This is a genomic window from Halobaculum rarum (assembly GCF_040025155.1).
GTDB classification, from domain to species: Archaea; Halobacteriota; Halobacteria; order Halobacteriales; family Haloferacaceae; genus Halobaculum; species Halobaculum rarum.
The window spans coordinates 1726684-1740848 of record NZ_CP157275.1 but is presented as its reverse complement, the minus strand read 5'-3'; the positions used below and the strand labels follow the sequence as shown (position 1 = coordinate 1740848).

Genomic DNA, 14165 nt, shown 5'->3' with positions numbered 1-14165 from the left:
TCGAGAACCGAAACGGGGACCACCCGTGCGTCGGAGGACCGATCGGGAGTTCCGGGTACGCCTCGTCAGTTAGCCGGTTCGATACGCCAAGTAGTCGCGGACGTGTACGACCACTTCTCGATGGAGAGCCCGCAGGCGGAGTCCTTGAGTTTCACCATCAGGGCGCCGATCTCCTTCGGCGAGAGGCCGACCTCGTCGGCGATGAACTTGCTCTTGAAGTAGAGTTCGCCGTCCTCGGCCTTCTCACGCAGGAACGTCGCGAGACGATCCTCCTTGGAGGGGGTGTCGGTCGAGGCGCGGTCGGTGTCGGAGGGTTGCACGGTTGCGCTCATTGTGTCACCTCGACTCTGTCTACGGACCCGGTAGGGCATATAAAGTCCAGTCCGTTGGGGGTGATTCGGGTCCGTTCAGGGGATTTCTGCCGTAAAACGTGAGATCGATAACGTTTCATGACCGTTCGAGAATACAGTAGAAAGTTTATCCTCGTCTATCAGGCCACAGAATCGTATCGGATACCCGGCCATCAGGCCGGTCCGTATGACGATTGGTTCTATTTATTGGGATTGAAATTATCTCGCGGCGTGCTCTCGCGCGGCGGCGACGCACGACCGACAGGGTCACTCGGAGCGGTCGTGGACCCAGAACTCCTCGGATTCAGTGGTCTCTTTCTTGAAGATCGGGACCTCGTCCTTGAGGCGGTTGATCCCGTCCTCGACGGCCCGGAACGCCTCCGTCCGGTGGCCCGCGAGCACGACGACGAAGACGATGTCCTCGCCGTCGGCGACGACGCCGACGCGGTGGTGCATCCGTACGTCGAAGACGCCCTCGCGTTCGGTCAGTTCGCGCTCGATTCGGGCCATCCGGTCGGCCGCGACACCCTCGTACTTCTCGAACTCCAGCGCCTCGGTGCGGTCGTCGTCCGGCGAGTTCTTCGCGCGGACGCGGCCGGTGAACGTGGCGATCGCTCCCGCCCGGTCGGCGTCCTCGCTCGCTTTCGCCTCCGCAACGAGCGCCTCGAGGGTGACATGCGGCTCAGTCGTCTCCACGACGTCGGCGAGATCGTCGAGGTCGAGGTCGGACGCGTCGTCGACGCGCTCGACCACGTCGCCGGGGACGGCGTCCTCGCCGACGACGACTGTCGGGAGTCGGAGCTTCGAGAAGCCCGCGACGAGCGCGTAATCGAACGTCGGTGCCAGCCGATCGAGTAGATCCGGGAACGTTTCGCCGGCGCCGGCGCCGGTCCACCCACCGTCGTCGCCGAGGCGGTACGCGGCGCCGGCATTCCGCTCCGGATCGGCGACCGCATCCGGTTCCTCGGCTGGGTCGGCTATCCGGGGGGTCGTTCGGGCGGCACTTCCGTCGTCGTCGCGGCGGATCGTCGCCACACGGCCGTCGAGACGCGCCGACAGGGGGGCCAAGAGATCGGCCGCGCCGGGGCCGACAAACGAGAGCGTACGCATATCGGGACGACGGCGAGCGAGCGGCTTAGACCTTCGCCTCGTGGGGTTGGTGGGCGTTGCGGCCCGCCGCGCCGACTCGACGACCGCCCGAACCGCCACGGACGGCCCGAAACGAGGCCGGTTCGGGAGCCTTAAGAGCGAAACGGCGGTATCCGAGAGCAATGAGAGTAGTCCTATCGCTCGGCGGGAGCGTCCTCGCGCCGGAACTCGATGCCGGACGCGTAGCGGCGTACGCGAACGCCATCGAGCGGTTGGTCGACGAAGGGTGTGAGCTGGGGATCGTCGTCGGCGGCGGCGGCGTCGCCCGCGACTACATCGGCGCAGCGCGAGAGCTGGACGCCAACGAGGTCCAACTCGACCAGCTCGGCATCGACGTGACGCGGGTGAACGCCCGGCTGTTGATCACGGCACTCGGTCCGTTCGTGGACCCCTCACCGGCACACGATTACGACGAGGCGGCCGACGCCGTCCGCCGGGGCGACGTATCGGTCATGGGCGGCGTCACGCCCGGGCAGACGACCGACGCCGTCGCGGCGGCACTCGGGGAGTACGTCGACGCGGACCTGCTCGTGTACGCGACGAGCGCGGACGGCATCTACGATGCCGACCCGAACGTCGACGAGACCGCCGAGCAGTTCGCCGAGATGACCCCGGAGGAGCTCGTCGAGGTCATCGTCCCGATGAGCCGGGACGCCGGCGCCTCCGCCCCGGTCGACCTGCTGGCGGCGAAGCTCATCCAGCGCGCCGGGATGCGGACGGTCGTCCTCGACGGGCACGACCCCGAGGCGGTCGAGAACGCGGTACTGTACGGCGAGCACACCGGCACCGACGTGGTTCCCGCCGGCGGGGAGGAGCCGACCTACTGGGCACGATGAGTACCGACAACGAGGACGGAGCCATCGACCCGCACGCGGTCGGGAGCGGCGACGGCGACGGCGAGGGCGACGGCGAGCACCACGCGTTCTGGGCCGACGAGATCGCGGACGAGATCGAGGCGCGCGACCCCGACGAGCCGATCGTGATCAAGGGCGGGGTCTCCCCCTCGGGGATCGCCCACATCGGCAACTTCAACGAGATCATCCGCGGCTACTTCGTCGCCGCGGTGCTGCGCGAGCGCGGCCACGAGGTCCGGCAGGTGTTCACCAGCGACGACAAGGACGCCCTCCGGAAGCTCCCCCGAAAGCTCGCGGACACCGACGGCAACATCGTCGAGTTGGGCGACGTGAACGCCGGCGCGCTCGGACAGAACCTCGGGAAGCCGTACACCGACATCCCCGACCCGTTCGAGGACGGCCACGACTCCTACGCCGCCCACTTCGCGGCGCTGCTGGCGGCCGACGCCGAGGCGCTTGACGTGCCCGTGGAGATGGTGTCGAACACGGAACTGTACGCCGACGGCGCCTTCGACGATGTGGTCGAGCACGTGCTGCGCAACGCCGACGCCGCTCGCGAGACGCTCGGAGAGTACCAGGACAAGGTCGACGAGGACTACGTGCCGTTCATGCCACAGTGCTCCGAGTGCGGGATGCTCACGCAGGACGTGACCGAGGTGGACGTGGACGCCCGCGAGGTCCGCTATCGCTGCTCGGGCATCGAGGCCGGCGACCGCTTCATGGAAGGGTGCGGCCACGAGGGCGTCGCCTCGTTCCGCGAGGGGAAGCTCCCGTGGCGCTTCGAGTGGCCCGCTCAGTGGGAGGTACTCGGAGTCGACTTCGAGCCGTTCGGGAAGGACCACGCCGAGGGCTCCTGGCCCAGCGGCGTCGACATCGCCAGGGCGGTGCTCGGAAACGAGCCGCCCGTCCCGATGGTGTACGAGTGGTTCACCCTCAACGGCGAGTCGCTCTCGTCGTCGGAGGGGCACGTCGTCACCGTCCAGGAGGTGCTGGACCTCATCGAGCCGGAGGTGCTGCGCTACTTCTTCGCGCGCAACCCGAAGAAAGCGAAGGACTTCGACATCGAGCGGTTGGACCAACTCGTCAACGAGTTCGACCGCTTCGAGCGGGCGTACTTCGGCGACGAGGACCCCGACGAGCGCTTCGCGGCGTTCGCCGAGCGGGCGTACCCGTTCGTCGTCGACGAGGTGCGCGAGGGGCGCGTTCGCCTGCCGTACACCTTCGCCGCGGTACTTGGGATGGTCGACGACCGCGAGTTCCGGATCCAGCTCGCACGCGACGAGGGACACTTCACCGAGGACACCCCCGAATGGGCCATCGAGGACGCCCTCGACCGCGTCGAACGCGCCCGTCGGTGGGCCGAGCGCTGCGACAACGAGTACAACTACCGGCTCCAGTCGGATCTGCCCGAGCACGAGTTCACCGCCGACGTCGAGGCCGCCCTCGACGACCTCGCCGACTTCGTCGCGGAGGGACACGACGGCGAGGCGATCCAGGGAGAGATCTACGAGACCGCCCGACGCCACGACGTGGAGGTGAGCGACTTCTTCGCGGCCGGCTACCGGCTGTTCTTCGACGAGACGCAGGGGCCACGCCTCGGGGAGTTCCTCGGGGAATTAGAACGCGAGTTCGTCGTCGCGCGGCTGCATCGCGAGGCGTGAACGGCGAGGCCGGGCGAGAGGAAGCGAACGCCCCGCAGAACGGTGTTCACCGGCGTTCGAAACCGAGTGAAAACAGATCGCCCGCGAGACGAACTGACCGGAGAGTCAGCGGGAGTTTCGGGGACCGAAACCCTTAGTGATCGACGGCGAAACTGTCGGGTAATGCGGAAGAGCGGCCCCCCGCGTGGCCTCATCTCGTTCATCGTGCTGGAGCTGCTCGAGGAGAAGCCGCGGTACGGCTACGAGATCCTCAAAGAGATCACCGACATCAGCGGGGGCCACTGGGAGCCGTCGTACGGATCCGTCTATCCCATCCTCTACAAGTTCGAGGAAGAGGGGTACGCCGAACGGATCGAGCGCGAGGACGAACCGGACCGGAAGTACTTCGCGCTCACCGACGAGGGCCGCGACCACCTCGCGGAGAAGCGGACGGAGATCGGCGGGAAAGCCCGCGACTTCGCGGAGGTGATCTTGGGCTTCTATCACATGTACGTCGCGTTCGCGACCGACGAGCGCTTCGAGGTGAACCCGTCGGACGACGACTGGTGTTTCGACGACGAGTACTCCGGCTGGATCGCCGAGCAGGTGATCCGCCACCACGAGCGGGATTTCGGCGACTTCGAGCGCATCCCGGACACGCCCGAGGAGTTCCACGCCCGCCAGGGCGACGCCGACGCACCGGACGCCGACGCATCGGACGCGGACACGTCGGACGCCGACGACGAGGGGCCGGGAGAAGCCGCCGCCGACGGCGGAACGAACGCCTGACTGGACGGAACCAGTTCCCGCCCTCAGAGGAACTGTGGCGCGAACACGACGACCAGCAGCGCCGTCAGCATCGTGAGCCCGACGGAGGTAGTGAGCGTCGTGACCAGTCGGTTGCGGTTCGACACCGGGAGCCGGGACACGAGCCCCTCCGCACCCATCCGAAGGAGACGACCGCCGTCGAGCGGGTAGCCGGGGATGCAGTTGAAGATCCCCAGCTGGACGTTGATCCACCCGGTCCAGAACAGCACGTTCGCGAGGAGGAACACCGGCCCCTCACCCAGGGGCGCGAGCGGACCGGTCACGTCGTAAAAGCCCGCGAACTCGCCGTAGAAGCCCGCGAAGTTGTACGGGAGCGCCGCCGAGACAGCGCTCGCGAGCGGGAGCAACAGCGCGGCGTACACCAACCCGAGCGGGGTACCGGCGATGCCGCCGAGTCCGGGCGGGAGGTCGCCGGTGTCACCGCCCAACAGCGCGAGGTACGCCTCGGCGGGGTATCGCTGGATCCCGAGGTCGTCGACGACGACGCCGGAGACGCCCTGTGTCACGACGATCCCCACGCGCGGGTCGTCGTCGGTGCCGCCGAGCGCGACGTCGACCTCGCGGAACTGCCCGTCGGCGTACACCCGCAGCGTCACCGTGTCGCCGGCGTCGTAGGCGTCGCCCGAGAGCGTGCGGTCGAGGTCGTCGTAGTCGAGGATCCGTTGTCCGTCGATCCGGGTGACGGTGAGCGTGCCTGAGAGGTCGGTTTGGGAGCCGAGCGGTCCGTCGGCGGAGACGTTCGTGACGTACGCGCCGAGCGGCGCGGTGACCTCGCCCTCGCTGGTGGAGACGCGGGCGATCTCGTGTTCGCGAGCGACCTCGCGGAACGCCGCGACGGTGTGCACCTCGGTACCGTTGACGGCGGTGATATGGACGGCGTCACTCTCCGGGTCGACCGAGAGTCCGAGCGGGTTCCCCAAGTCCCCCTCGACGGCGCCGACGACGGTGACGCGCCTGTCGACCGTGACCGTCTCCTCACCGTTGACAGTCATCTCGACGGACGGGTCCTGAGTCGCCGAGAGGGCCGACTGGAACGCCGCGGAGTCCGCGACCTCCGTTCCGCCGACGGCGGTGATCCGATCGCCGCCCTCGATACCGGCGTCGGCCGCCGGCGCACCCGCGTACGCGCCGCCGACCGCGAGGCCGGCGGCGGGAGTGATCGAGGCGATGACCGGGCCGAACAGCAGCGCGAACGCGACGGCGGTGATCGCGAAGTTGTTCGTGACGCCGGCGGCGAACATCCGGCTGCGCGCGCCGCGGTCGGCGTTCGACTGACTCTCCTCGTCGGGTTCGACGAACGCGCCGACGGGGATGATCGTGAGGAGCACGAGTCCCAGCGAGTCGATATCGATGTCCTCGACGCGACACAGCAGGCCGTGGCCGCCCTCGTGGACCACGAGGGCGATGAGCAGACCGAGGACAATCTCCGGCGCGACCGCCAGCGGGAGGAAGTCGTTGACGCCGGGGATGATGAGGAAGTTCGAGGGCTGGTTCGCCTGCGTCTGGACGGGGCTCTGGAGGGTCGCGAGCGCCGACCACACGAGGAAGGCGAACATCGCGACCATGACGACGACGGCGATGCCGACGCCGAGGTTGCTCCAGGCGCGCCAGAACCGCTTGGGCCCCGAGAGCCAGTTGAGGAACGCGCGACCGCGTTGGGTGTGGATCGTCGCCAGCGGCCCCTGGACGCGCACGGCGTCCGGGAGATACCCCCTCGTGTACAGCGCCATGAGGACGACGGAGTACGCGAGGGCTCCCACGAGGACCCACAGGAGCGTATTCATTATCGGGGACAAGTCACCGGCGGTCAAAGGGGTTCGGGTCTCGCCACGGTCGCCGACGGCGCATCAGCGACTTGTTCGACCGGCGAGGTCGTTGAAGGTCGACCGCGGTCCGGCGTCACGGTGACGCAAGCCACAAGCCCCTCCCACTCGAAGCGCGCGCATGGCGAATCCCCCACGCACCGAAGAGGGCTGGTACGCGCTGCACGACTTCCGGACCGTCGACTGGGACGCGTGGCGCGCGGCACCCGAGCGGGAGCGAGAGTCGGCCGTCGAGGAGGGCGTCGCGTACCTCGCGGAGCACGAGCGCGTCGTCGACGCCGAGGAGGGCGCCTCGGCCGTGTTCTCCGTGCTCGGGCACAAGGCCGACCTCATGATCGTCCACTTCCGCCCGACGTTGGACGCCCTGTCGGCGGCCGAGCGCCGCTTCGAGTCGACGGCGCTTGCGGACTTCACCGAGCAGTCGACCTCGTACGTGTCGATGACCGAGGTGTCCGACTACGTCTCGGACAGCTACTTCGAGGACGGCGAGGAGGAGACCGACGAGGGCATCCGTCGGTACATCGAGGGGAAGCTGAAGCCGGACATCCCGGACACGGAGTACGTCTCGTTCTACCCGATGAGCCGCAAGCGGGAGGCCGAACAGAACTGGTACACCCTCGAGTACGAGGAGCGCGCGGAGTTGCTCTCGGCCCACGGCGAGATCGGCCGCGAGTACGCCGGCAAGATCAAACAGGTGATCGCCTCGTCGGTCGGCCTCGACGACTACGAGTGGGGCGTCACCCTGTTCGGCGGCGACCCCGCCGACATCAAGGACATCGTCTACGAGATGCGCTTCGACGAGGCCTCCGCCGAGTACGGCGAGTTCGGCCCGTTCTACGTCGGCCGGCGCTTCCCGCCGACGGACCTGGGCGCATACCTCGACGGCGAGCAGGTGCCGACGAGCGAACACGAGTCCGGCGGCCACCCCCACGGCGACGCGGACGCCCACGGCGAGGGCGGACACCACCACGGCGGTCACGGCGACGGCGACGCGCACGGCGGAGGCGACGACGGCCACCATGGCGACGAGAGCGCCGACGCCGACGAGGAAGCGTCGATCCGGTCGGAGCTGGAGGATCTCGACATCTACGCCGGGAAGCCCCACGGCGAAGACGTGTTCGCGACCGTCCTCTACTCCGAGGCGGACGCCGACGAGCTGTTCGAGGAAGTCGACGGCCTGCGGAAGAACTTCGACCACTACGGCACCCACGTGAAGACGGCCGTCTACACCGGGACGGAGACGGACCGCGCGGCCGTCGTGAGCATCTGGGAGACCGCGAGTGCCGCCGAGACGGCCGCGGGCTTCCTGTCGGAGCTTCCCGGCATCGTCGAACGCGCCGGCGAGGAGTCCGGCTTCGGGACGATGGGGATGTTCTACACGGTCAAACCGGAGCACCGCGGGGACTTCGTCGAGAAGTTCGACGTCGTCGGCGACGTCCTCGACGACATGGACGGCCACTACGAGACGGACCTGATGGTGAACCGCGAGGACGAGAACGACATGTTCATCGCCAGCCAGTGGGCCTCCCGCGAGGACGCGATGACCTTCTTCCGGTCGGACGACTTCCGCGACACCGTCTCGTGGGGGCGGGACGTGCTGGCCGACCGGCCGCGCCACGTGTTCTTGGCGTGATACTCGCTCCGGTTCCCGCCGGGAACCGCAGGACAGCGTAGCCTCGTTCGCCCCTCCGAATATCCGAGTTGATGCTTGCGGACCGAGGTTTATACTCACCCTGACGAGAGCGTTCGGTAATGACGGCCGACGAGGCCGCGGGCGCCGACGACGACCGGCTCCGGTCGCTGTACGCGGCGACGCGAGATCTCATGAGCGCGACGAGCCGACCGGCGCTGTGTCGGGCCGTGGTCGACGTGAGCGAGCGCGTCCTCGGCTACCCGCTGACCGGCGTCCACCTCCGCGGCGACGGCGGACCGGGGCTGGTGCCCATGGCGTACCCCGAGTCCGTCCGCGAGCGGTTCGAGGACGGTCCACCGACGTACGTCCCTGGCGACGAGGTGTACGGCGTGTACGAGCGGACCGATCCGCTCCGACTGGGCGCCGTCGCGGATCGGCGGTCGGCGTCCCACCGGGGGATCGTGGTTCCGATCCCCGATCACGGCGTGCTGATCGCCGGACACGAGCGGAGCGGCGAGGCCGGCGACGTATGTCTGGAATTGGTCGAGCTGCTCGGGCAGCACGCCGCGGTGGCGCTCGACGCTATCGAACGGGAGTCGCGGCTGAACGGCCTCCACGAGACGACCGGGGAGCTGATGGAAGCGCGCGACAGCGCCGCCGTCGCCGCGTCGGCGACGAACACCGCCCACGAGGTGCTCGACCTCCGCCTGAACGCGGTGTATCTCGCGTCGAGCGACGGGCGCCGGCTCGTTCCCGTGAGCGTGACCGGCGAGGCACGGGCGCTGTTCGGCGACGTCCCGGAGCTGTCGGCCGACTCGCTCGCATGGCGGGCGTTCGAATCGGGCGAGCTGGCGCACCGAGACGACGCCCGGCTGTCCCTCGCCGGCGCGGCGTCCGAGTCGGCGATCCGCAGCGCGTTGGTCGTTCCGCTCGGGAACCACGGCGTGTTCCTCGCGGGATCCGAGCGTCCCGGTCGATTCGACGAGGCCGACGTGGCGTTGACGCAGCTGTTCACGGACACGGTCGAGGCGGCGCTCGATCGCGCCGAGCGGGAGGCGATCGTCCGCCGACGCGAGGGCGACCTCGCCAGACAGAACGAGCGGCTCGACGAGTTCGCGAGCGTCGTCTCACACGACCTGCGCAACCCGCTCAACGTCGCCCAGGGTCGCCTCGAACTGCTCGACGACGACTGCGACAGCCCGCACATCACTCGGATCGAGACCGCCCACGAGCGGATGGAGGCGCTCGTCGAGGACCTGCTGGCGCTCGCACGCACCGGGCGCTCCGTGGGGGACACCGAACCGGTGTCGCTGGAGCGGACCGTCAGCGAGGTGTGGCAGACCGTCGACGGCGACGGGTCGCTCTCGGTTGCCGACGACATCGGCTACGTCGACGCCGACGCCTCCCGGCTGCAGGAACTGTTGGAGAACCTCGTTCGCAACGCCGTCGACCACGCCGGCGACGACGTCGACATCACCGTCGGGAGTCTCGGTGGCGGGTGCGACGCGGACGATAACAGCGCTGCCAGTACCGGTGCCGGCAGCCACACCGCCGACGGTCTCGACGCTTTGGCGGGGTTCTACGTCGCGGACGACGGCCCGGGGATCCCCTCGGAGCGTCGCGAGACCGTGTTCGAACGCGGGCACACGACCGACGACGACGGCACCGGGTTCGGGCTCGCGATCGTCGCCGAGATCGCCGGCGCCCACGGCTGGTCCGTCCGCGTGACCGACGCCGACGCCGGCGGCGCGCGGTTCGAGATCGTGGTCGACGAGTAACCGGGGTGAATGTGAACAATTCTCGAGGACCCCCGGCTAAGTATGCGGGTTTCGAGGCGAAGTGAAGGGGTCGTGAGCCGAGCACACGGGCGGTGCCGAACAGGGGCGTCCGCCGGGGATCGAGCGGTCAGCGACACGGCAGTAACGTAGTAACAGCGCGTCGGCGTCGCGTCAACGACGAAGTCCGGTCACTGGGGGATCGCGGTCGAACGACGGCTCACCGGCGACGGAGGTATCCCGCGAGGCCGAACAGGCCGCCGATCAGCGTGAGCACGGCCCAGCGGCCGCCGGAGACTTCGCGGTCGGCGGCGTCGCGGTAGACGAACCACGCGAGCGCGACGTGGACGGCGGCGGTGACGCCGGCGAGGCGAGCGAGCCGGCGCGCGTACTGCCGCGTTCGGTCGTCAGTCACGTCGCGGCCCTCAGTCGGCGGGTTCCGGCGGGAGCACGCCGGCGCTGCGGAGGTCCTCGCCGCCGACGGACGTGCGGAAGTCCTCGGGGTTCATGCCGTCGTCGCGGTCGACGCCGAAGTTCTCGGCGTACAGTTCGTCGACGCGCCTGCGCTCCTCGTCGCTGAGGCGCGGCGTGTCGGGCGCGGCGGCCCACTCGTCGATGTCGTCGATCGAGCGGAACGTGGGGATGACGCTCGCGACCTCCTCGTCGTCGAGGAGGTACTGGATCGACGCCTGCCCCATCGTTCGCTCGCCGTTCCGTTCGAGGAACTCGATGGCCTCCACCTTCTCCCAGCCCGTCTCGAACCACGCGTCCGGACGGTGGGCACGGTGGTCGCCCTTGCCGAGTTCGGTGTCCGGGCGCACCTGCTTGTTGAGCAGACCCGAGGAGTGCGGGACGCGCGCGATGAGGCTCGTGTCGGCGCCCTCCTCGCGGACCGTGTCGAGGAAGTGCCGACCAGGGGTCTGCTCGAGGAGGTTGTAGACGGTCTGGACCGCGTCGAAGTCGAGTTCGACCGCACGGTCACCTTCGGCGAGCCAGCCGATCGACGGTCCGAGCGCCCACCCGAGCGCGTCGTACAGCCCCTCCTCGCGCATGGCGTACAGCTCCTCCAGCACCTCGTCGGTCACCTCGTCGACGTTCGCGTTGTGGAGGAACAGCACGTCGAGGTACTCCATGTCGAGTCGGTCGAGGCTCCGCTCGACGGCGTCGCGGAGATACTCCGGCGAGAGGTCCTTCGGGATCTCGCCGTGGCCGGCCTGCGCGTTGTTGTAGAAGTCGTAGCCGACCTTCGTGCCGACGGTGACCTCGTCGCGATACTCGCCGAGCGCCTCCCCGATGAGTTCCTCGGAGCGCCCGTGGCCGTACACGTCGCCGGTGTCGAAGAAGGTGACTCCCTCGTCGAGCGCGTGCTGGACCATGTCGACGGCGTCCTCGTCCGAGCGGTCGCCCCACCAGTCGGTGCCGACGACCCACGCACCGAAGGCCACCTCGCTCACTTCGACGCCCGAGTTGCCGAGTTCTCGGTACTGCATGTCGCGCGCTTGGCGCCGCCGCCACTTATCCGACCCGGTTGCCGCGTCGGCCGGGTGTCGCCAGGGCGGTCGTCGGTCGGCCCGACCACAGCCGCGCCCGCGACGCGAACGCTTTTTCGTTCGCGAGTTACTCCGTCGACCCATGCATACGGCCCCGGTTCACGTGGGGGTACTCGCGGCCGACGAGCGCAGCGCGGAGCGTCGGTCCGCCCGCTCGGTCGCCGAGCGGGTCGCCGCGTCGGTCGAGTCGGTGTCGCTGTCGGCCGTCGCCGCCGGCGAGGTCGACCTCGACGTGTTCGACGCGTTGTGGTGGCACCACGACGCCCCGTTCGACGACTGCGACGCCCCCGTCGCCGACGCCGGCCCCGCGATCCGTGCGTACCTCGACGCCGGCGGCGGACTCCTCCTCAGCGCGCGGGCGCTCCCCGCAGTCGTGCCGCTCGGGATCGACTCGGTCGCGCCGGACGCGACCGGCGCGACCCACTCCGACGACGTCGCCGGCTACCGCGTCCGGGAGATCCACCGCGACCACCCGCTGTTCGAGGGATTCGGCGACCCGGACGCCGGTGGGCCGCCGCGGATCCCCCTCGTGGGACCCGGCGGCGGGGCGGCGTACGCCCGTTACGACGACCTGCTCCCGGCGAACGGCGACGTGCTCGCCTGCGCGACCCACGGCGGCCACGACATCCACCCCGAGAAGGCGGTGGTCGAGTGGCGCGTCGGCCGCGACGCGGACGGCGGCGACGCGACCGCCGGCGGCGGTGACGACGCGAGCAGCGGCGACGACGGCGACACCGAGGGCAGGAGCGGCGCGGTACTCGGCCTCGGCGGTACACTGCGGTTCGATGGCCCGGACGACGGCCGCGGGTACGAGCGCGAACGCCTGCTGCGGAACGCGTTCGCGACGCTCGGGCGCGGGACGCTGCCGACGTTCACCGGACGGCCGTCGACGCCCGAGGGGTTCGCCGCGCTGCGTGAGCGCCTCGCGGACGATCACCACCGTCCCGCGTACCACCTCTCCCCGCCGGCGAACTGGCTCAACGACCCGAACGGACTGATCAAACGCGGGGGCAAGTACCACGTCTTCTACCAGTACAACCCCGGCGGGCCGTTCCACAACGCGATCCACTGGGGCCACGCCGTCAGCGACGACCTCGTTCACTGGGAGGACCGGCCTACCGCGCTCACGCCGGACCCCGACGGCCCCGACCGCGACGGGTGCTGGTCCGGCTGCACCGTGATCGACACCGACGGGACTCCCACCCTGCTGTACACCGGCGGACGCGGCCGCGACCAGCTCCCCTGTCTGGCGACGACCGACGACCTCGGGCTCGATTCGTGGGAGAAACACGCCGGCAACCCCGTGATCGAGTCGGCGCCCGAGGTGCTGGACGTGTACGAGACGGCCGATTGGGCCGCCGAGTTCCGCGATCACAACGTCTGGCGCGAGAACGACGTCTGGTACCACCTGATCGGCTCCGGCGTCACCGCGATCGACGGGCCGGCGGATCGAGGCGACGACGGCGAGGGTGCCGTCGACGGCGCCGGCGACACCGACAACACCGGCGAGGACGGCGAGGAAGGCGCAACCGCCGGAAGCGACGATCCCCACGAGGGCGACGGGGCGGCGCTGCTGTACCGCGGCGAGACGCTCGACGAGTGGGAGTACGTCGGCGTGTTTCACGCGGGCGAAGGACCCCGCGGCGCGCCCGTCTGGGAATGCCCCGAGCTCCTGACCTTCGAGGATGCCCGGCTGCTGCACGTCTCCGACGACGACCGCGTGGCGTACTACCTCGGCGACGCGGACCTCGGGAGCGAGGGCGAGCGAAGTGAGCAGTCGGCGCCCGCCGGGAGCGACGCCGCCGCGCCGGAGTTCGACGTGCGCGAGGCAGGACTGCTCGACCACGGCGACTTCTACGCGCCGCAGTCGCTGTGGGACGACGAGCACGACCGGTATCTCACGTGGGGGTGGCTCCCCGAGACCAGAGACGGGAGCGCCCAGTGGGACGCCGGCTGGTCCGGAACGATGTCGCTCCCGCGGGTGATCGACACCGACGAGGACGGTCGGCTCCGGCAGCGCCCCGCGACCGAGTTGACGGGGGCACGCGAGGAGCGGGCACTGTCGGAGACGCTCGCGCTCGACGGGGAGGAACGCCTGCTCGACGTCCGCGGCGCCGCGCTCGAACTCGACTGCAGGCTCCGCCTCGGCGACGCCGAGACGGTCGGCCTGTCGGTGCTGGAGTCGCCCGCGGCGACCGAGCGCACCGCGATCCGCTACGACGGCGAGACGGTGACCGTCGACCGCGGCGACAGCGGCGGCGACGAGCGCGTGAACCGGGCACCGCGCGGGATGCCCGTCGGCGACGGGGACGACGCCGCCGAAGCCGCCGACGCCGATGGCGAGGTGTCGCTGCGGGTCTTCGTCGACGGGTCGACGCTCGAACTGTTCGCGAACGAGCGCCGCTGTCTCACGACGCGCGTGTATCCGACGCGCGCGGACGCCGACCGCGTGTCGGCGTTCGCGGTCGGCGGCGACGCGGAGATCGAGATCGACGCGTGGACGATGGCCGGCACGTGGCCCACGTCGACCGGGCGGTAGGCGGTCGAGGGCGGTCGAGGACGC

11 protein-coding genes are annotated in these 14165 nt (G+C 69.7%); 6 read left to right on the top strand and 5 right to left on the bottom strand.

The window, feature by feature from the left end; all coding sequences use genetic code 11:
* Positions 1-65 precede the first annotated feature (65 nt).
* Complete coding sequence (locus ABJD39_RS09050) at positions 66-332, bottom strand: DUF7123 family protein (RefSeq protein WP_222913130.1); 267 nt, start codon at positions 330-332, stop codon at positions 66-68.
* Between the two features lie 285 nt (positions 333-617).
* Positions 618-1460: a molybdopterin synthase gene (locus tag ABJD39_RS09045; protein WP_348607365.1), complete on the bottom strand. Its 843-nt coding sequence runs from the start codon at positions 1458-1460 to the stop codon at positions 618-620.
* A gap of 161 nt (positions 1461-1621) precedes the next feature.
* On the opposite strand from ABJD39_RS09045, the gene pyrH reads away from it, so the two are divergent.
* The 3 genes from pyrH (at position 1622) to ABJD39_RS09030 (ending at position 4782) form a co-directional block, all read left to right on the top strand.
* A complete protein-coding gene (gene pyrH, locus ABJD39_RS09040) occupies positions 1622-2335 on the top strand; it encodes a UMP kinase (RefSeq protein WP_348607362.1) in 714 nt (237 codons plus the stop codon).
* On the top strand, positions 2332-4014 hold the full coding sequence (gene lysS / locus ABJD39_RS09035; protein ID WP_348607359.1) for a lysine--tRNA ligase: 1683 nt from the start codon (positions 2332-2334) through the stop codon (positions 4012-4014). Before pyrH ends, lysS begins: the two co-directional genes overlap by 4 nt.
* Positions 4015-4176: 162 nt before the next feature.
* Positions 4177-4782 (top strand): PadR family transcriptional regulator, encoded by a 606-nt coding sequence (locus ABJD39_RS09030; RefSeq protein ID WP_348607356.1) that lies wholly within the window; start codon positions 4177-4179, stop codon positions 4780-4782.
* 23 nt (positions 4783-4805) lie between these two features.
* Here the strand turns inward: ABJD39_RS09030 and ABJD39_RS09025 are convergent, their stop codons facing one another.
* On the bottom strand, positions 4806-6605 hold the full coding sequence (locus tag ABJD39_RS09025) for a site-2 protease family protein (RefSeq protein WP_348607353.1): 1800 nt from the start codon (positions 6603-6605) through the stop codon (positions 4806-4808).
* A 160-nt stretch (positions 6606-6765) separates the two neighbouring features.
* Between ABJD39_RS09025 and ABJD39_RS09020 the strand changes: the two genes are divergently transcribed.
* Both ABJD39_RS09020 and ABJD39_RS09015 read left to right on the top strand, forming a co-directional pair.
* Positions 6766-8277, top strand: coding sequence for a heme-binding protein (locus ABJD39_RS09020; protein WP_348607350.1), 1512 nt, complete (start codon positions 6766-6768; stop codon positions 8275-8277).
* Between the two features lie 119 nt (positions 8278-8396).
* The gene (locus ABJD39_RS09015) at positions 8397-10055 is read left to right on the top strand and encodes a sensor histidine kinase (RefSeq protein WP_348607347.1); all 1659 of its coding nucleotides are present in this window, start codon (positions 8397-8399) and stop codon (positions 10053-10055) included.
* A gap of 217 nt (positions 10056-10272) precedes the next feature.
* Here the strand turns inward: ABJD39_RS09015 and ABJD39_RS09010 are convergent, their stop codons facing one another.
* On the bottom strand, positions 10273-10467 hold the full coding sequence (locus ABJD39_RS09010) for a hypothetical protein (protein WP_348607344.1): 195 nt from the start codon (positions 10465-10467) through the stop codon (positions 10273-10275).
* A gap of 10 nt (positions 10468-10477) precedes the next feature.
* Positions 10478-11542 (bottom strand): aldo/keto reductase, encoded by a 1065-nt coding sequence (locus tag ABJD39_RS09005; protein WP_348607341.1) that lies wholly within the window; start codon positions 11540-11542, stop codon positions 10478-10480.
* Between the two features lie 142 nt (positions 11543-11684).
* Here ABJD39_RS09005 and ABJD39_RS09000 point away from each other — a divergent pair, with 142 nt between their 5' ends.
* A complete protein-coding gene (locus tag ABJD39_RS09000; protein WP_348607337.1) occupies positions 11685-14141 on the top strand; it encodes a GH32 C-terminal domain-containing protein in 2457 nt (818 codons plus the stop codon).
* Positions 14142-14165: the final 24 nt, after the last annotated feature.